Raw genomic sequence first — 19,785 nt, 5'->3', positions numbered from 1 at the left:
TCCTTACATAAACGTAGCTTGCTTCTCAAGGGTAGCGAGTATGACGAATGACGAATGACGAATGACGAATGACGAATGACGAATGCCGATATAGATTACAATTGAACTAAGTTTGCTTTAAAAATTATAATAAAACGGAAAAATGTCATCTTGCAGTCCTCTCTTGGCACAATTATCGCAATCAAAATCTATTGATCGCCATCCCCTCATAGTTACTCCCCAGATGCGGGTAACGGAGGTTATCAATTGGCTCAATGAACGTCAGAGTAGTTATGCATTAGTCGTCCAAGAAAAACGGTTAGTCGGTATTTTCACGGAACGGGATTTTGTCCGCATCGCTGCCCAGCAGCTACCCCTGGAAAACTTAAGGATTCAATCGGTGATGACGTCTGATCCGATTACCGTTTCCATTGACCAAGATCAAGGTATTTTTTCTATTATTTACCTGCTACGCCAGCATCATATTCGTCATTTACCTGTCATCAATAAAGGGGGTGAAATTATTGGAGTGATTACGCCTAAAACCATTCGAGAGATTGTTCAACCGACTGACTTATTAAAGTTTAAACGAGTGGCAGATGTGATGAATTCTCAGGTGATTCAGAATTCTGTCACGGCGTCTCTCCTAGAAATTACGCAGCAAATGCTCACCCATGAGAAAAGCTGCATCGTGATTACTGAAACCCAAAACAACGCAGATATTGTTCCCCAGGGAATTATTACCGAACGCGATATTATTCAGTTGCAAAAAATGGGGATTAATTTCGCAACAACTCCAGCAAAAACCGTGATGAGTACCCCCCTGCTTCCCATTGAAATCAATGATTCAATGATGCTGGCGAATGAAATGATGAAACGCCATAAAATTCGTCGTTTAGTGGTTGTAGACGAAGCCGGAAAACTAGCTGGAATCATCACCCAAAGTACGATCCTAGAAGCGCTGAATCCCCTAGAAATGTATGCCACCGTTGAACTTTTGCGTCAACAAGTGGATGAGCGAACTAAGGAGTTAAGTCAAATCAATGAGCAATTGCAGCAAAACCTCTGCCAATATGCCAAATTAGAAGAACAACTGCAACAAGTCAAAGACGAAGCCGCCGCCGCTAACCAAGTTAAACGGGCTTTCTTAGCTAATTTAAACCATGAATTTAGAACACCACTCCATGCGATTCTCGGGTTTGCTCAACTGATGCACCGTTCTGAATCCCTCTCATCTGAGGATCAGAAAAATGTAGGGATTATCTATAGTGCTGGTAAGCATTTGCTGGAACTGCTAGAAAACCTATTAGACTTAACCAAAAGCCAGTCTACTCACATTCGGGATACTGCAAATTTTGAGCTGTCTGATGTGCTACCCAAGATTCCCGAATCCCCGATAACCATTACGTTGACGCCAACGGATTTGGCGGATTTACCGACGGAGTGGCGAATATCGCTCCATCAAGCCACAATTGAAGGGGATTTTGATAAGATGTTGAGCCTCATAGAGGGCATTCGCGATCGCGATGAATCCTTAGCCAATTCTCTCTCTACTTTAACTCATGAATTTCAATTCGAGTACCTATTAGCTTTGACCAAACCACCTACTGATGAAGATGATGACTCTGGAGTCAATTCCTCTGTACAAAGGGACAATACTAACGATTGATGATACCCCGGATAATTTGCACCTGTTAACCGAGATGTTAAGCGAACAAGGGTACAAAATCCGGATCATTCCCAATGGTAGACTGGCGCTGAAATCTATTGCGAACAATCCCCCCGATTTAATTTTACTGGATATTGTCATGCCGGATATGGACGGCTATCAAGTTTGCCAACAGTTGAAAGCCTCTCCGAAAACCGAGACTATTCCCGTCATTTTTTTAAGTGGTTTAAATGAAACCTTTGATAAGGTGAAAGCCTTTGAAGTCGGTGGCGTCGATTACATTACTAAACCGTTTCAAGTGCAAGAAGTTTTAGCGCGGGTGGAGAGTCAACTGCGTCTGCAACGGTTACAAAAGCAGCTAACCCAACAAAATATCCAACTGCAACAAGAAATTCAGGAACGCCAGCAGGTAGAAATTGCCCTGAGTGAGAGTGAAAAAAAATATCGCCATCTGGTTGAAGCGTCACAAGACTTAATTTGGTCGATTAATCGGGATGGGAATTACACCTTTGTTAATCCGATTGTCCACCACCTTTATGGCTACTCTCCAGAGGAAATGCTGGGACGTTCGTTTACCGAGTTTCTGTCACCGGAATGTCTGGAAGCGGATGTCAATCTTTTTGAGCGTTTACTTCAGGGAGAGTCGGTGTTCCAATATGAAACCACCCATCTAACCAAAGCAGGGGAACCCATTCAATTATTACTCAACGCGATCGCAGTAGTTGATGACCAGGGTCAGGTTGTCGGTGTAACTGGTACAGCTAGTGATATCACAGAACGTCAACAAGCACAAGAGGCATTACGTTTAAGTGAAATCCGCTATCGAGAACTGGTAGAATTTCAGGAACAAGTTCTCGTCTGTCGCTGGAAACCAGATACCACCCTCACGTTTGTTAATCAGTCTTACTGTCGTTTTTTTTCTAAGTCTCAAACTGAACTGATTGGCACTAAATATTTAGAGTTACTGCCTGATTCCATTCAAGATCAGATGAGGGATTTTGTCGAATCGCTTGTCAACCACGAATGTCCCGAAACCTCCGAACATATCATGATTTCTCACCAGGGGGAACTCCATTGGTTTAAGTGGACAGATCAACCGATTCGGGATACAGAAGGACAAATTATAGAAGTTCAATCCTTTGGCATTGATATTACCACGCGCAAGCAGGCGGAAGAAAAACTGCGCCTCTCCGAAGAAAATCTGGCTCAAGCTCAACGTATTGCTCATATTGGCAATTGGGAATTTGATGTGATCACGAATCAAATTATTTGGTCAGCAGAACTGTTTCGCATTTTTGGTCTGGAACCCAATCAAACGGAACCCACTTATCAACAACTCCTTGACTTCATTCATCCCAATTACTGCTCAGAATTCGAGGAAACAGTCAAGCAAGCCATTGCCCAAGGACTCTGCTACGAATTAGACTTTCAGATTGTACCGAAAAATCGTACAACCGTTCGGCATCTTGAGGTAAGAATTGAACCCATTTTTGATCAACACCATCGGGTAATTAAACTCTTCGGCACCGCCTTAGATATCACCCAACGCCAAAAAGCCGAAACCGCCCTACGACAATCCGAAGCACGCGAACGAGAACGAGCGCATCAACTCCAACGCACCCTCGAAGAATTAAAACGCACCCAATCCCAGCTTGTGCAAACGGCAAAAATGTCCAGTTTGGGGCAAATGATTGCGGGAATAGCTCACGAAATTAATAATCCCGTTTCTTTTATTGTGGGCAATCTCACCATTGGTCGTCAATATTTTAATGATTTGCTGCGCTTAATTAATATCTATCAAGAAACCTATCCCAATCCCTCTGCATCTATTCAAGATATAGCGAAAGCCATTGATTTACAATTTATCCAAGAAGATTGGCATAAACTGCTCAATTCTATCCAAGAAGGGGCAGAGCGGATTCATCAGATTATTCTTTCCCTGAAAAACTTTTCTCGACTCGATGAAGCTGACCTGAAGTCGGTGGATATTCATCAAGGGATAGACAGTAGCCTGTTTATTTTACAGCATCGACTCAAACTTCCAGGCAATCGACCGGACATTCAGGTGATTAAAGAGTATGGTAAACTCCCCCAAGTAACTTGTTATGCGAATCAATTGAATCAGGTGTTTATGAATATACTTGTTAATGCTCTCGATGCCATAGAAAGTCACTCGTCACCTGGAGTAATTAAGATCAGCACCGAAGTCGCTGATGCTCACCGACAACCCCCCCCGAAAAATGGAAACCAGCAGACCGACGTTGTGATCATCCGCATTACTGACAATGGAATCGGCATCTCTGAGGAGGTGCAACCGCAAATCTTTGATCCATTTTTTACAACAAAACCCGTGGGCAGTGGTACAGGTTTGGGCTTATCCATTAGCTACCAAATTATCGTTGAGAAACACCAGGGACAACTCAGTTGCCTGTCCACCCCAGGGGAAGGGACAACGTTCATAATCGAGATGCCGATCAAACCGCGATCGCAACAGCCAAGAAAAATCCCCTTAAATGACATGGATCTTGCGAAAGAAATTAGCTAGGGTTTTGAGTTGTTCAGGTATCTATCTGTAGGTTGACGAATTTCTGGCATCTAGCGATCTAATCTAAAAGACGAGGAAACAGGGAACAGTTTCAACTTAATTCACTGACTGGAATTAGTTCTCTAAAATTTATTGACAAATTAGAATAATTATGATTTTCAAAACTAGAAAAGAAGCAGGTCAAAGACTCACCAGCGATTTGAAAGAGTATGCCAACCGCCCCGATGTGATTGTTCTGGGATTACCCCGTGGGGGTGTCCCGGTGGCGTATGAGGTAGCCAGAGGACTCAATGCGCCTCTAGATGTGTGGCTGGTTCGCAAATTAGGCGCACCGGGTCACAAAGAATTAGCCATGGGTGCGATCGCCAGTGGTGGTACGCGCATTTTAAATAAGGACGTGGTGCGATCGCTGAGTGTATCCAAGCAAGCGATTGACAAAGTTGCAGCCAAAGAGCAACAAGAATTAGAACGGCGGGAAAAAGCTTACCGAGGGGATCTGCCGCCTCTGGAGTTGCGCGATCGCACCGTACTTTTGGTGGATGACGGGTTAGCTACAGGTGCATCGATGCACGCCGCTGCCGTTGCCTTGCGACAGCATAACCCGAAGGAAATTGTTGCCGCTGTCCCCGTTGCCGCGCCAGAAACCTGCAAGGAGTTTAAAGTCAAGGTAGACAAAATTATCTGTAGTGAAACACCCCAATCGTTCTACGCCGTCGGTCTGTGGTACGACAAATTTGACCAAACCACCGACCAAGAAGTGCGTGACTTGATGGAACGTGCAGCCAGTCAACAACCGACTAGAGCTTAAGTAGGTGGGGACAATTAAAGGGATCGTCATTTGTCATTTGTCATTTGTCATTTGTCATTTGTCATTCGTCATTTGTCATTTGTCATTTGTCATTCGTCATTTGTCATTTGTCATTCGTCATTCGTCATTTGTCATTCGTAAGGGTTTAGGGACAATTGTAGGGGCGGGTTTAGGGACTAAATTCAAATATCCACCGATAAATGAACAACAAAACCCGCCCTCCCCACCAATAACGGAACAACAAAACCAGCCCTGCCTCACTCGTCCAACTATTCAGACGTTATAGATTATAAAATTACCATGCCTACAAAAACTAAACTGACCGATGCTGTACGTCAAGCCGCACATCCTATTTCCGGGACATCATCCGACTATGATGCCCTACTCGATCAAATCGGAGATGCTCGTTTTGTCCTCATCGGCGAAGCCTCCCACGGCACCCACGAATTCTATCAACAACGGGCAGAACTCACCAAACGGCTCATTCAAGAAAAGGGATTCACCGCCGTCGCCGTTGAAGCCGATTGGCCCGATGCTTATCGGATTAATCGCTACGTTCGAGGTGTTAGTGATGATCCCGACAGTATCGACGCATTAGCAGATTTCCAACGCTTCCCCACTTGGATGTGGCGCAATGCCGATGTATTAAATTTTGTCGGTTGGCTGCGAGAGTACAATGATGCTTTACCGCAGGATGCCACGAAAGCCGGGTTTTATGGGCTAGATCTCTACAGCCTCTATACCTCAATCGAAGCCGTTCTCAAGTATCTGGATACCATTGATCCAGAAGCCGCCGCCCATGCGCGTTACCGTTACTCCTGTTTCGATCACTTTGGTGAAGATACCCAAACCTACGGATATGCTACCAGCATTGGCATGAATCAACCCTGTGAAGATGAGGTGGTCGATCAACTGGTGGATTTACGACGCCGTGCAGCGGATTATGCCCAACGAGATGGGCGTATTCCCGAAGATGAATTCTTCTATGCCGAACAGAATGCCAGACTGATTAAGAACGCCGAACAATACTATCGTTCCATGTTTCGCGGTCGAATTTCCTCCTGGAATTTACGCGATCGCCACATGGCGGAAACCCTGAACCAATTGGTGACTCACTTTGAGCAACAGGGTCAACCCACGAAAGTAGTGGTTTGGGAACATAACTCCCACCTCGGCGACGCCAGAGCCACCGATATGGGCGCGGCGGGGGAACTGAATGTTGGTCAACTGGTGCGTCAGCAATACAATGACGATGCCTTCCTGATTGGCTTTAGTACCTACACCGGAACCGTTACCGCCGCCTCCAACTGGGGTGCATCAGCGGAACGCAAGCAAGTGCGTCGGGCATTACCGGAAAGTTATGAAGCCTTGTTTCATCAGACGGGACAGCCGAACTTTTGGCTGAACTTACGGGAGCAAAACCCCGCCGTGCAAGGGTTACACAAGCCGCGTTTAGAACGTGCGATCGGGGTAATTTATCTGCCCCAAACCGAGCGCGTCAGCCATTATTTCCAGGCGCGATTACCGGAACAGTTTGATGCGATTATCCATTTTGACGAAACTCGCGCCGTCGAACCCTTAGAACGCACCCATCAATGGGATCGAGGTGAAGCCCCCGAAACCTTCCCCATGGGCGTGTAATTTTAGCCGGTTGTCGGGACAGATAAGGCAAAAGGCAGTTAACCAGCCAGTGGTTTAAACCACTGGCTAAAAGCTTAAGTCGTCTAAAGACGACTGGATCAGGTGTTTGGGCTTACTTACTGACAAGGTATGAACGAGTTAAAGCCGATGTAGATCAGACCAAACGCAAACTCGCCAAGTCGGGCAAGGGCTATATTTGTTTTAAGAAAGATGAATTAGAAACTCATTTTTCCCTCATCCGTCCTGTCCTCAGATAAAGGACGAAATGATTTACCTTACGCTGTTGTAAGCTTCTTGTCACCACACTAACGATAACAACAAGCCCAATATTTTTTAAGGAAAATTATAGTTTCATAAAAATGTTTGCACATCCTACCTAAGCCGTGCTAAATTCCAAAGTGGTATTTCAGTGTATTACAACTACACTGACATGCCTCCATACAATTGAATTAAGATTGCTATGAAGCTGGATTTACGGAGTTTTTTTCAAGCCACGAATCCCGGCAAAACCTTGTTTTTGAACAACGCAGAAACAGACTATAAGTATTACATTGATTTTTCTGTTGTGCGGGGTGGTCAGGTGATCGAAGAGTTACGTGAAAATATCACCTTATGGTCACCGGATACACCAACCTGTCAGCTATTCACTGGACATATTGGTTGTGGCAAGTCTACGGAATTGTTACGCCTGAAGGCAGAGTTGGAATATCGCGGGTTTCATGTCGTTTACTTTGTCTCTGATCAAGACCTAGAGTTTGAGGATGTCGATATTAGTGATATTTTGCTAGCCATCGCCCGTCAGGTGAGTAATAGTATCGAGACCCTGAAACTTGAAGAATCAACCAATCTCAAGACCAGGCTAAGGCAAGTCAGTAAACTGTTGCAAACGGAAATTGAATTATCTGCCGAAGCCTCAGTCCTGGGAATGGGTAAGATTACAGGGAAAATTGAGGAAGAGTTCTCTGTTGATGTTGGTATTCCTGGAATTGGCAAAGTCAGCCTTTCCTCTGAGGAAGGACTTTCCCTAATTGCACCCTTAATTGGCAAGATTTCAGCTAAGGCGAAGGCGTCTCCTGAGTTACGAAATAAGTTAAGAAGCTATCTGGAACCGCAAACCAAGGGAATTTTAGAGGCAATTAACTCCGAATTATTAGAACCAGGACAGGAAAAATTGAAAGCCAAGGGTAAAAAGGGACTGGTGGTAATTGTCGATAATCTTGACCGCATCAGTAATACTCCCAAACCCTTTGGACGACCGCAACAAGAATATTTATTTGTAGACCGAGGGCAACAGTTACGTCAACTTAATTGTCATGTTATTTATACTATGCCCTTGGCGTTAAGGTTCTCCAAGGACTTTGGTACTTTAGTAGAGCGATTTTTAGTCAATCCCCAAGTGTTACCGATGATCCCCGTGCGATCGCGGGATGGAACAGAATGTGCGGAGGGAATGAAACGACTGCGACAAATGGTACTGGCAAGAGCCTTTCCTGATTTGAATGAGCAAGAGCGTCTCAATTGGATCACCGAGGTTTTTGATCATCCTGCAACATTAGATCGTTTGTGTCAAATTAGTGGCGGTCATGTGCGGAATTTACTGCGGCTATTAAATGACTCGATCAAAAAACAAAAAGGATTACCCATTTGTCGCGACTGTCTAGAAGATGTTATTCGAGAACATCGCAATGATGCAGTTTTAGCTGTTAGTGATACCGAGTGGCAATTATTGCGACAAGTTGCCCAACACAAAAAGGTGGCGGGCGCTCAAGACTATAAAACTCTAATCCGCAGCTTGTTTGTCTATGAGTACCGGGATGACGATGGGTACTGGTTTGATATTAATCCAATTTTGGCAGAGGCAAAGGAATTAAAGTCATGATGGAATCTTACTCCTCTCGGAAAAATCTTTCCCCTAGCGAACAGTCGTTAGAGGATTTGGCTTGGGCAATTTCCATGTCTGAAGGGGAATTTTCCCTGATTTGGGTTCACTGTAACTACGCACTCTTACAGCAGCAAATGGTGCGGCGGCTGCGCCAACGTTACCCAGAAATGCGAACAATTGTCCTGGAACCCTCAGTAACCCGGCTCTACGCTACAATTCGTGAGCAATTAGGAGATGAACAGCCTTCAGCTTTAATGGTTTTAGGCATAGAGTCAGTGCGGGAGATTAAGCAACTCCTGAGTTCAATGAATTCGGTGCGAGAGGAGTTTCGCCAGCATTGCCCCTTCCCAGTATTGATATGGATTAATGATTCTATTTCCCAGCAACTGACACGGATTGCCCCTGATTTAAAAAATTGGGGAACTCTGACTGAATTGATGATTACGCCGCAAGAGTTGCAAGATATTCTCCACAAGCGGGTAAGGCAACTCTTTAAAGCGGTTTTAAATGCAGGGGCGAATCGCTTCCTCTCCAATGAAGCTATCTTTGGCTGGCGCTATCTCTCAGAAATTAAATGTGCGATCGCCGATTTGAAACGCTATAATCTGCCATTGACACCAGAACTCGAAGCCTGTTGGCAATTTGTTCAGGGGCGAGATGCGTTTTGGGTTGGTCAACTGGAACAAGCATTAACCTATTACCAAAACAGTCTAGACTTTTGGGAACCCACAACTCAGGATAATCCTACCCCCTGCTTATTAGAACGACAAGGAGTGCTACTATTCCATATTGGCTTGTGTTATTCCCGCACCGGAAAACTGTGTCGCTCAGACAACTGCTTTTTCTGTGAAGAAGCTATTCCTTATTTAAAACAATGTCTGGAACGGTTTAAACAGGCACAGCGGCAGGATTTAGTCGCTAAGTTTAGCAACGAATTGGGCAAGGTACTGCGACAAGTTAAGGATTGGGACGAATTACAGAAGCTGGCAAATCAATTCCAGCCACTCCACGCAAGGTATGGGATGAGTGTAGAACTTGCTCAAGATTATAGCTTTTTGGCAGAAGTCGCACTCAACCAGAAGCCGCCTAACCCAACTGAGGCGAAGGAACTGTCGGAAAAAGCCCTGGAAATTGTCAATCGTCTCCCCAGTGAACAACAGCAGTATCGGGGTTTACATCTGCTGGTATTAGCACAAAGCTTACGACAACTGGGGCAGATTCAGGAGGCGTTGGAGAACCTAGAAGCGGCAAAAAATGGTGATCCAGAGGACAATCCGCAGCTTTACATTCAGATTCTTGAGGAATTGCGATCGCTGTATTTTGAGCAACAGGATTATCTTCAGGCATTTGAAGTTAAACAATATCAACGCTCAATCGAGCAACAGTTTGGTTTTCGGGCGTTTATTGGTGCCGGAAATTTACAACCCCAGCGACAGCCGAAATCTGGATTGACGCTATCGCAAAAAACAATTGCCCCAGAGATTATTGCTTCAGGAAGAGAACGGGATGTGCGGCATTTGATTGCCCGCATGGGTAATAATCAGCACCAACTGACGGTGATTTGTGGACCTTCCGGTGTCGGTAAAAGTTCTCTGGTGAATGCGGGTTTAATTCCTGAACTCAATCGTCGCAGTATCGGTATTCGCGATAGTTTGCCCGTTCTCCTACGAGTTTATACCGACTGGTGTAGAGAGTTAGGTCTATCCCTGGCAAAGGCACTTGATCAACGAGGAATAAGCTTACCGAATCTACCGGATTCCCCTGTGACTTTGCTTGAGGCGTTACAACGCAATGAAGAGGATAATTTATTTACGGTTTTAATTTTTGACCAGTTTGAAGAGTTTTTCTTTGCTAGCACAGAATGGAAGCAACGGCAAATCTTCTTTGAGTTTATAGCTGAATGCTTAAGGATGAGTTTTGTTAAAGTTATTCTATCAATACGAGAAGATTTTATCCATTATTTACTGCCTTGTAATCGTCTCAAAACAATGGCAATTGTCAACAAAGACGTTCTCGGCAAAACTTGTCTCTATACATTAGGAAATTTATCCCCAGAAGATACCAAAAATGTAATCCAAAGTTTAACTGAAGATTCGGCATTTTCTTTGGAGTCAGCTTTGATTAATGAAATAGTACGCGAACTTTCCAAAAATCAGGGAGAAGTCCGTCCAATTGAATTACAGATTGTTGGCGCACAATTGCAAGCCGAAGGAATTACTACTCTGGCAAACTATAAGCAGCTTGGCTCTCAAGCTAAACAAAAATTAGTCCAACGTTACTTGGAATCTGTTGTGCGAGACTGTGGTAGCGAGAATGAAGAGATTGCCTGGTTAGTTTTGTTTTTACTGACGGATGAGAATAAAACTCGTCCTTTGAAAACTCATGATGACTTGAAAAAAGAGATTCTAGAACTACTAGAAATTTCACGGAAATCTAAACTTTTAGAAGGATTGAGAAATAATTTCTGGAGATATATATTTACTCTAGATTTGACGACAAAATCAAAAAGCAATGATTTGAGATTAGACAAAACACTTAAAGTTGTCTTACAAATTCTTAAAGAATCAGGTTTAGTCTTTCTTTGGCAAAGTGTCCCAGATAATCATTATCAGTTAATTCATGATTATCTGGTTGCTTTTATTCGCCAAAAAATTGGAGATGATTCTTTAGAAAAACTCCAACAGACTCAATTGCAACTTGATAAACTTTTACGGCAACAACTACGAATTTTACAAACTGTAACAGTGACTGGTTTCATGTTTATAGTTTTCGCTACACCAATGGTATGGCGACTAAGACAAGATGAAATCACAAGTAACCTTGAAAAAAACCTTGCTGAATCGGAAAAACTTTTTGCATCTAATCAAGAATTAGATGCAATCAAAAAAACATTAAGTTCAGGAAAAAAACTGCAAAAATTAGGTGGCTCAAAAACAGAAATAAATCCGAAATTTGAACAAATGCTATATCGAGTAGTCTTTGGATTTAAAGAGTATCAAGAATCTAACAGTATCGAAGGTCACAAGGATGCGGTTCTTCAAGTTGCTTTTAGCCCGGTTGACGAGATCATTGCCACGGCAAGTTTTGACAATACGGTGAAATTTTGGCAACCTGATGGCAAGTTTATTCATACCTTAGAAGAAAATCAAGATGAAGGGGATAAAATCAATAACTTAGCTTTCAGTCCTGATGGTCAAATGATTGCTACGGCAAGTTTCGACAAAACAGCCAAAATCTGGAAAATAGATAGAAAGATAGGCAATAAGTTAGACATAAACCTAGTACATACCTTGAAAGGACATAGTGATGGAGTTTTTGGCGTAGCTTTTAGCCCGGATGGCAAGCTCATTGCCACGGCAAGTGGGGATAAAACAATCAAACTCTGGAACACTGAAAATGGCAAATTGCTCAAAACTTTGACAGGACATGAAGATGTGATTGACGGAATAGCATTTAGCCCAAATGGTGAGATAATTGCCTCAGCGAGTTGGGATGGGACTGTCAAACTCTGGAAAACTACGAATAAAAAATCATTCCGCACGCTAAAAGACGAAACCTTAAAAGAAGACAATAGCCATAGTAATCGCGTTTTCGGAGTTGCATTTAGCCCCGATGGTAAAATGATTGCCTCTGTGAGTCGAGATAATACAGCTAAACTCTGGAACACTGATGGTACATTACAGCATACGCTCAACGGTCATACGGATCGGGTAATCCGAGTTGATTTCAGTCCCGATGGCAAGAGAATTGCAACGACCAGTTGGGATAAGACGATTAACATCTGGAGTAAGGATGGCACTTTACTCGAAACCCTGGAAGGGCATACTGACGGTGTTTTTGGCGTAGACTTTAGCCCTGATGGTCAGATGATTGCCTCTGCTAGTCAAGACAACACAGTCAAACTCTGGAAGCGAAATAAAAGCTTAAATAAAAGAATACTTAAAAACCATTCTCAGGAGATCCATAGTATAGATTTCAGTTCAGATGGTAAGAAGATTGCTACAGCAAGTGAAGACAGCACAGTCAATCTCTGGAAGACTGACGGCACTCTGATAAACACCCTAGAAGGGCATCACTCAGGAGTCTACAACGTTATTTTCAGCCCAGATGGTACACTTATTGCCACGGCGAGTTGGGACGATACTGTAAAAATTTGGCAGGCTGACGGCACTCTTGTCGCAACTCTAGTCGGGCAGACTGAGGAAATTAACAGCCTAGCTTTTAGCCCTGATAACCAGATCCTCGCCACAGCGAATAAGGACAGAACCGTCAAACTCTGGACACTCGATGGCACTTCAGTGACAACCTTGAAAGGGCATCGTGATCAGGTTCAGGGAATAGCGTTCAGCCCAGACAGTCAGATGATTGCTACGGCAAGTTGGGACGACGAGGGCATACTGTGGAATCGAGACGGCGAGTCACTGGCAATCCTAAACGGACATAGCGGTGAAGTTAACGGAGTAGCGTTCAGCCCAGATAGTCAGATTATTGCCACAGTGGGTAAAGACAAGACGGTCAGACTTTGGAATCGAAAAGGCGAGTTGCTAGAAACCTTAGAAGGTCATACCGATGAAGTTAGCGAAGTCGTGTTTAGCCCAAAGGGTCAGAAAATTGCCACCATGAGTAAAGACAAAACCGTCAGACTCTGGAATCGAGACGGTGAGTTACTCCATACCCTGTCGGGACCCAGGGATTTTGATTGGCAGGTGAGATTCACATCTAAGAATGAACTCATTGCCTCGGCAATTAATGATAAGACCCTGATTCTGTGGGATGTGACTCTTTTGCAGCCAAATCAGCTCATCGAGCGTAGTTGCGATCGCCTACGAGATTATCTCCAGAATAACCCTAGTCTGGACAAACGCGATCGCAGTCTGTGTGACGGAATTGGTTCTCAGCCCTAGCCAACAGCGCCTCCTTGTCTAAACGTGATCATTATCTTGCCATAGTTTACTATCCCCTTTATATTCCAGTCCGCGCAGGCGGACTTTGTAAGACCAATGACGATTAAACCTGATTCTCTGAAGCCAAAGTACAGGGTTGACTCGGATCACCCGTTTCGATTTGGATCGTCGGATGTTCAATGCCAAACTGGTCATGCAGATGCTGGGATACCCTCATCAAAAAAGCATCACCCGGATACCCTTTGGGTATCACCAGATGAGCCGTTAACGCTATTTCTGTCGTACTCATTGCCCAGATATGCAGGTCATGGACTTGATCAACCTCAGGAAGTTCAGTTAGATACGTGCGAATGGCAAGGGGTTCAATCCCTTCCGGAACCGCATCTAGGGCTAAATTCAGCGACTCCCGAAACAGTTGCCACGTATTCACCACCACAACCACCACAATAACTAAACTGACAGCCGGGTCGAACCACAGCCACCCCGTTACCGCGATCGCAATACCCGCCAGCACGACTCCCACAGAAACCAGCGCATCCGCCGCCATGTGCACAAATGCACCGCGAATGTTCATATCCTCTTTACGACCAGACATGAACAAGAGTGCTGTAATGGTATTAATCACCACGCCAACCAAAGCAACACCAATCACAACACCACCGGGTACAGATTGAGGATTAAAGAACTTTCTCACCGCTTCCCACGCCACTGCACCCATCGCCACGAGGACAAGGGTAGCATTTAAAAGAGCCGCCAAAATCGAGGAACGACGGAAGCCGTAGGTATAGCGCTTGGTTGGAGAACGTTGGGACAACATATTCGCACCCCAAGCCAGAACCAAGCCTAAGACATCACTGAGATTGTGACCTGCATCCGCCAGTAACGCCAGGGAATTGTAGAAGATACCCGAAGCGGCTTCAACAATGACAAACCCGCCATTGAGAATTAAACCAATGGCAAAAGCACGATTGTAGTTGAAGGATTCGTGGTCGTGATGGTGATGGTGGTTGTGGGACATGCTGTGATTACCCAATGTAGATTCTTTCTCTCCCCGCCCCAAAACTATGAAAACGGTGGTCTACATCCTCTACGGGGATACCCTATAGTGATCCAAGATAAATATTTATGATAAAAATGTTACAAAGCTTAGTAAAATAACATCATCTGTTAACTAAGTATTTTTTCTCATCGTCATGATAGCCGATTCATTTCCCTGGCTAAGCGCGATCGTCCTATTACCACTCATTGCCTCTCTTGCCATTCCTCTACTGCCAGATAAGGGGGGTAAGACAGTGCGATGGTATGCCCTCGGTGTCGCGATCGCAGATTTTCTGTTGATGGTGTACACCTTTTGGCAGCATTACGATTCCAGCAGCGCCACATTCCAACTCACCGAAAAGTATACCTGGATACCTCAATTAGGTCTCAGTTGGGCAATATCTGTGGATGGACTGTCACTTCCCCTGGTACTTCTGGCGGGACTGGTGACAACGCTCTCCATTTTCGCAGCTTGGCAAGTCGATCACAAGCCTCGCCTCTTCTATTTTCTGATGCTGGTGCTGTATTCGGCACAAATTGGCGTCTTTATCGCCCAAGACATTCTGCTCCTATTTATTATGTGGGAACTGGAACTGGTTCCCGTTTATCTCCTCGTCTCGATTTGGGGGGGACAGAAGCGTCAATACGCCGCGACCAAATTCTTACTCTATACTGCCGCCGCCTCTATATTTATTTTGGTCGCTGGGTTAGCCATGGCACTCTATGGCGAGGGGACAATCAGCTTTGATATGGTTGAACTCGGCATCAAGGATTACCCCTTGGCATTAGAACTGCTACTCTATGCGGGATTATTAATTGCCTTTGGAGTTAAATTAGCGGTTTTCCCCTTGCACACCTGGCTTCCCGATGCTCATGGTGAAGCCTCGGCTCCTGTATCAATGATTTTAGCTGGGGTACTCCTGAAAATGGGCGGATATGGATTAATTCGCCTGAATCTAGAGATACTTTCCGATGCTCACGTTTACTTTGCCCCAATTCTGGCGATGTTAGGGGTGATCAATATTGTCTATGGTGGACTCAACTCCTTTGCCCAGCCAAATATGAAGCGGCGTCTTGCCTTTTCCTCCGTGTCTCACATGGGGTTTGTCCTCCTCGGAATCGCCTCATTCACCGACTTAGGGATCAGTGGCGCAATGTTGCAAATGATTTCCCACGGTTTAATTGCCGCTGTGCTATTCTTCCTAGCTGGAGTTACCTATGATCGTACCCACACCCTAGCCTTAAATAATATGGGTGGTATTGGTCAGGTGATGCCCAAAGTATTTGCCTTGTTTACCGCCGCCGCAATGGCATCCATTGCCCTTCCGGGAATGAGTGGATTTGCCAGCGAACTTTCAGTCTTTGTCGGGGTGACAACCAGTGATATTTATAGCTCAACTTTCCGCACAGTAACAGTCTTCCTCTCGGCGTTGGGACTGATCCTTACACCTATCTATCTCCTCTCTCTACTCAGACAAGTCTTTTACGGAGCAGGCGTCGCCCCAACCTGTGAACTTGATAATTCCAACTTCGAGAATAAGGATGAAGAAGGAGCCGTTTGCTTTGGCACGGATTGTGTTTTGCCGACTAATGCAATCTACACCGATGCTAAACCACGGGAAGTTTTTATTGCCGCTTGCTTTTTAGTGCTGATTCTGGGTATTGGGTTCTATCCCAAACTCGCCACCCAGCTTTATGATGCCAAGACAGTAGCGGTTAACGCGCAGCTACGGGAAGCGTATTTCCAAGTCGCCCAAGATAAGCCCCAGATTTATGCTCAGAACGTCGTAGTTCCTCAAATTAAGGAACCATCGGTAGCAACAGTTTCCTATAATCGCTAACTTCAACTTCTCAAATTTTCGTAGGGTGCGTTAGGCGCTTACTTGGATTAACATCACGAATAATTTGCGCTTTTGCGCCGTAACGCACCGTTCTCAGGTATATGGTGCGTTACTTTTAACAAAGGACGTAGCTTGCTTCTGGCGAAGCGAGTAAGCTGTTCGGCATTTAAACCATAATGTTAGAAACTGCGAAATCCTTGTGGTGCAAACATCTTGGTCACTACCCATTCCCAATTTAAATGCATAACAGCTTATGACGAATGACAAATGACGAATGACAAATGACAAATGACGAATGACAAATGACGATCTTTAATTGTCCCCACCTACTTAATTTGGATTAAATTGTTGACAACATTTCAAAAAACGCCGAGGAATACCTGTTGTTCCACCCCAATGCAGATGAATATAGGACGCATGTAATTGATGCATTCGCCACCCCTCAATCCCCACTTTTCCCTTCGGATCATATCCTCTTGTTTCAAACAAAGGCTGTTCAGGACTTGCTGTTAACTGGGAACGATGAAATTCATGTCCCCAAACCCTTTCACCCACTAATACCAATGGCGTATGCTGTAATGCCGTTGCTTGACGATATCCCAGGGTTAAACGTTTGCCCATTACCGCCTTTGTGGGTAATATCCCTACCATCGACCAACATTTTTCCTCAAAATCTGTAACCTGTTGGCACAAATACATCAACCCACCACATTCAGCATAGGTAGGCATTCCCTGAACAATGGCATTCCACACCGCCTGACGCGCCTCGATATTATCCGCCAATTCCTGGGCAAACACTTCGGGGAATCCCCCACCAAAATAAAGTCCCTGCACGCCTTCGGGTAATGTGGTATCCACTAGGGGACTCCAGGGAACTAATTCCGCTCCCAACTGTTGCAATAAATCCAGATTATCTTGATAGTAGAAACTAAAGGCGCGATCGCGAGCGATGGCAATTCGGGTAATGGGTTGAGTTACACCGGGGTATAACGGTTGATTGGTAACGGTTAAATCGTGAATCTCTGCCCTTAACAGAGGCAACAAATGCTCCCAGTTAAAGCAGGTTTCGCCAATATGAGCCAGTTGATCAATGAACTGATCCAGAAACGTCAGTTCATCGGTGGGAACTAATCCCAGATGGCGATCGGGAATCGTCAGACTATCCTGACGCCGGAGTACACCGAGTATAGGTAATTGTAGGGGTTCTAGGGCATCTTGAAGCAATTCTAAATGGCGATCGCTCCCCACTCGATTCAACACCACCCCAGCCACTTGGATGCGGGGATCAAAGCAACGATATCCTTGTGCGATCGCGGCGACGGAACGGGATAAGCGACTACAATCTAAAACTAACAGCACCGGGACATTTAACAGTCGGGCAATATGCGCTGTACTGGCAACATCATCGCGTCCTGATGCACCATCAAACAACCCCATCACCCCTTCAATCAGAGCATAGTCTACCCCGTGCAGATGAAGGTTAAAACAGGCTTGAACATAAGTTTCCGACGTTAACACCGGATCTAAATTGCGACAGGGAAGCCCCGTTACCCGTTGATGAAACATCGGGTCAATGTAATCTGGACCCACTTTAAAGGATTGCACTCGACGATACCGTCGCGATAAACACGAAAGTAGGGCAAGCGTCACCGTTGTTTTGCCTACCCCACTCCGTTCACCAGCAATAATTAAAGCCATTGGTCATTGGTCATTTGTCATTTGTCATTTGTCATTTGTCATTCGTTATTTGTCATTTGTCATTTGTCATTTGTCATTCGTTATTCGTCAAGTCGGGGCGGGTTTATGTACATTTGGGTGTAACCAAAAAGATAGTCGTGAAACCCGCCCCTACACAATCTTCCCCATCTTCCCCATCTCCCCCATCTCCCCTACTCCTGATAACTGCTCACTGATAACTGATAGCTGGTAACTCCCCCATCACCGAATCCCTAACTCCCAGCGTTCATGATCTGCCCAGTCACCGCCAGACTTTCTTCATAGAGCAAATCGCGACTCCAACGCTGCAATTGCTGACTCAACAACTGCTCCGTTTTTTGGTCAAACATCGGCGTAACTTGCTGAATGCGGCACGATTGCGCCCCGCCATGTGCCTCCATCCGCATACAACCTGTGGTTTCTGAACACAACACAGTACAGCAGTCTGCATCCATATTTGTTGAACCCAAACGCAGGCTAATCAAATCTCCCGCCACTTCTCCCACATCAGCCGTAGGAATTCCGGCTAATTCAGCTTCTACCGGGCGATGTTCGGGAGTCGTAAATTTAACCCGTCGGATATCATATTCTCCGCCCTCTTTGGAATAGGAAACCGGACGCCATTGCAGTCGAGAGGCTAACCATCCCAGAAACATTAACGCTTGAGCTGGATTACCTTGCTCATAATCGATAGTAACTTGGTCAACCTCTTTGAGCGCAGAGCGGCGTTCTGGCGGATCAAATGCCTCAGCCGCCAATTCTTGCCATGAGGCTAACCGTTGCCAATTGAGGTCAGCCATGGGGATGTCCTGGGTGATGAACTCCTGTAGTCGTGCCAACGCCTCTTCTGGTTTTTGGAAGGCACTGGAATCCACAATCACGTTATTGCTAATTCCAGCCAGTCGTTTGAACAACCCATAATCTGGATCAGGGGTTCCTTTCCACCAGATAAATTGGGGTAAATCACTAATCATCAGTTCACAGATCATACCCCCGATGCGCTCTAAAGCTGCTGGTGTACCACTCAAGGTAATGTATTCACAGCAAACTAGGGTACTTTGACTGTGCTTTTGCATCGGACAAGAGGCAGAAACTTGAGCCGTCACCCCTTCATCTTCACCGACAATCGGACACAGGGCGATAATTCGACAAGGATTCGCCGCCGCGATCGCATCAGCAATTCCCGATCCTTCTATATCCGCCGAATAGGGTTGCCGTCTGGTTTCCCCATTTCCATTCACCTCTTGCTGATGCCGTTCATTATACTCTTCGCGCAGTTTTTCCTTAGTTTTGTCGTCTGCCTTACCTGTTCTCGGCAATCCATAAGTTTTCTGGGCGGCTTTGATTGCGGCAAACATGCGCGGTCCAATAATTCCGTCAATGGGACCCGAATAATATCCCAATGCGCTTAAAAGCAGTTGAGTTTCTTCCGGTTCGTAAACCACCAACGTAAACGTGGTTGCTCGTACAGCACTAGGAACATCCGTATTATTATCTGTTGTACTGTAGCTTTGCCAGATATGACGCAGTTCTTCCTCAATTTCACTTAAGGAAACGTCTTTAGGTGATTGTAGAGATAGGATTGGAGGAGATTGTACCATCGTTATTATCCTTCGTTATTTGTTTTTGGTCATTGGTCATTGGTCATTGGTCATTGGTCATTGGTCATTGGTCATTGGTCATTGGTCATTGGTCATTGGTCATTGGTCATTGGTCATTGGTCATTGGTCATTGGTCATTGGTCATTGGTCATTGGTCATTG

10 protein-coding genes are annotated in these 19,785 nt (G+C 45.1%); 7 read left to right on the top strand and 3 right to left on the bottom strand.

What is annotated here, in order from left to right; genetic code table 11:
* The first annotated feature begins 142 nt into the window (after positions 1 to 142).
* The 6 genes from RIC07_RS35465 (at position 143) to RIC07_RS35440 (ending at position 13,428) form a co-directional block, all read left to right on the top strand.
* Positions 143 to 1,648: a CBS domain-containing protein gene (locus RIC07_RS35465; protein WP_446398605.1), complete on the top strand. Its 1,506-nt coding sequence runs from the start codon at positions 143 to 145 to the stop codon at positions 1,646 to 1,648.
* Positions 1,590 to 4,193 carry a PAS domain S-box protein gene (locus tag RIC07_RS35460; protein WP_446398604.1) on the top strand — a complete coding sequence of 868 codons (2,604 nt, stop codon included), beginning with the start codon at positions 1,590 to 1,592 and terminating at the stop codon, positions 4,191 to 4,193. The genes RIC07_RS35465 and RIC07_RS35460 overlap by 59 nt, the downstream gene beginning before the upstream one ends.
* A 151-nt stretch (positions 4,194 to 4,344) precedes the next feature.
* Positions 4,345 to 5,001 carry a phosphoribosyltransferase gene (locus tag RIC07_RS35455; RefSeq protein WP_446398603.1) on the top strand — a complete coding sequence of 219 codons (657 nt, stop codon included), beginning with the start codon at positions 4,345 to 4,347 and terminating at the stop codon, positions 4,999 to 5,001.
* 300 nt (positions 5,002 to 5,301) lie between these two features.
* Positions 5,302 to 6,642 (top strand): erythromycin esterase family protein, encoded by a 1,341-nt coding sequence (locus RIC07_RS35450; protein WP_446398602.1) that lies wholly within the window; start codon positions 5,302 to 5,304, stop codon positions 6,640 to 6,642.
* Between the two features lie 460 nt (positions 6,643 to 7,102).
* On the top strand, positions 7,103 to 8,521 hold the full coding sequence (locus tag RIC07_RS35445; RefSeq protein WP_446398601.1) for an ATP-binding protein: 1,419 nt from the start codon (positions 7,103 to 7,105) through the stop codon (positions 8,519 to 8,521).
* Entirely contained in the window at positions 8,518 to 13,428 is a 4,911-nt protein-coding gene (locus RIC07_RS35440) for a WD40 domain-containing protein (RefSeq protein WP_446398600.1), read from the top strand. The genes RIC07_RS35445 and RIC07_RS35440 overlap by 4 nt, the downstream gene beginning before the upstream one ends.
* A gap of 103 nt (positions 13,429 to 13,531) precedes the next feature.
* Here RIC07_RS35440 and RIC07_RS35435 read toward each other — a convergent pair whose 3' ends face one another.
* Positions 13,532 to 14,446, bottom strand: a complete 915-nt coding sequence (locus tag RIC07_RS35435) for a cation diffusion facilitator family transporter (RefSeq protein ID WP_446398599.1) — start codon at positions 14,444 to 14,446, stop codon at positions 13,532 to 13,534.
* Between the two features lie 175 nt (positions 14,447 to 14,621).
* On the opposite strand from RIC07_RS35435, the gene RIC07_RS35430 reads away from it, so the two are divergent.
* Positions 14,622 to 16,307 (top strand): NAD(P)H-quinone oxidoreductase subunit 4, encoded by a 1,686-nt coding sequence (locus tag RIC07_RS35430; RefSeq protein ID WP_446398598.1) that lies wholly within the window; start codon positions 14,622 to 14,624, stop codon positions 16,305 to 16,307.
* 330 nt (positions 16,308 to 16,637) lie between these two features.
* Here RIC07_RS35430 and RIC07_RS35425 read toward each other — a convergent pair whose 3' ends face one another.
* On the bottom strand, positions 16,638 to 18,005 hold the full coding sequence (locus tag RIC07_RS35425; RefSeq protein WP_446398597.1) for a cobyrinate a,c-diamide synthase: 1,368 nt from the start codon (positions 18,003 to 18,005) through the stop codon (positions 16,638 to 16,640).
* 251 nt (positions 18,006 to 18,256) lie between these two features.
* Positions 18,257 to 19,624, bottom strand: a complete 1,368-nt coding sequence (gene opcA / locus RIC07_RS35420; RefSeq protein WP_446383522.1) for a glucose-6-phosphate dehydrogenase assembly protein OpcA — start codon at positions 19,622 to 19,624, stop codon at positions 18,257 to 18,259.
* Positions 19,625 to 19,785 lie beyond the last annotated feature (161 nt).

The sequence above is a fragment of the Coleofasciculus sp. E1-EBD-02 genome (assembly GCF_040218245.1).
GTDB lineage: Bacteria > Cyanobacteriota > Cyanobacteriia > Cyanobacteriales > Coleofasciculaceae > Coleofasciculus.
The sequence above is the reverse complement of the archived record's forward strand: the minus strand, read 5'-3'. Positions and strand labels throughout refer to the sequence as shown.

What these genes read in the sequence shown, in the direction of transcription:
- RIC07_RS35435 (WP_446398599.1), bottom strand. Translation starts at nt 14,446, where the DNA reads ATGTCCCACAACCACCATCACCATCACGACCACGAATCCTTCAACTAC.
- RIC07_RS35445 (WP_446398601.1), top strand. Translation starts at nt 7,103, where the DNA reads ATGAAGCTGGATTTACGGAGTTTTTTTCAAGCCACGAATCCCGGCAAA.
- RIC07_RS35425 (WP_446398597.1), bottom strand. Translation starts at nt 18,005, where the DNA reads ATGGCTTTAATTATTGCTGGTGAACGGAGTGGGGTAGGCAAAACAACG.
- RIC07_RS35440 (WP_446398600.1), top strand. Translation starts at nt 8,518, where the DNA reads ATGATGGAATCTTACTCCTCTCGGAAAAATCTTTCCCCTAGCGAACAG.
- RIC07_RS35465 (WP_446398605.1), top strand. Translation starts at nt 143, where the DNA reads ATGTCATCTTGCAGTCCTCTCTTGGCACAATTATCGCAATCAAAATCT.
- RIC07_RS35430 (WP_446398598.1), top strand. Translation starts at nt 14,622, where the DNA reads ATGATAGCCGATTCATTTCCCTGGCTAAGCGCGATCGTCCTATTACCA.
- RIC07_RS35455 (WP_446398603.1), top strand. Translation starts at nt 4,345, where the DNA reads ATGATTTTCAAAACTAGAAAAGAAGCAGGTCAAAGACTCACCAGCGAT.
- RIC07_RS35450 (WP_446398602.1), top strand. Translation starts at nt 5,302, where the DNA reads ATGCCTACAAAAACTAAACTGACCGATGCTGTACGTCAAGCCGCACAT.
- opcA (WP_446383522.1), bottom strand. Translation starts at nt 19,624, where the DNA reads ATGGTACAATCTCCTCCAATCCTATCTCTACAATCACCTAAAGACGTT.
- RIC07_RS35460 (WP_446398604.1), top strand. Translation starts at nt 1,590, where the DNA reads ATGAAGATGATGACTCTGGAGTCAATTCCTCTGTACAAAGGGACAATA.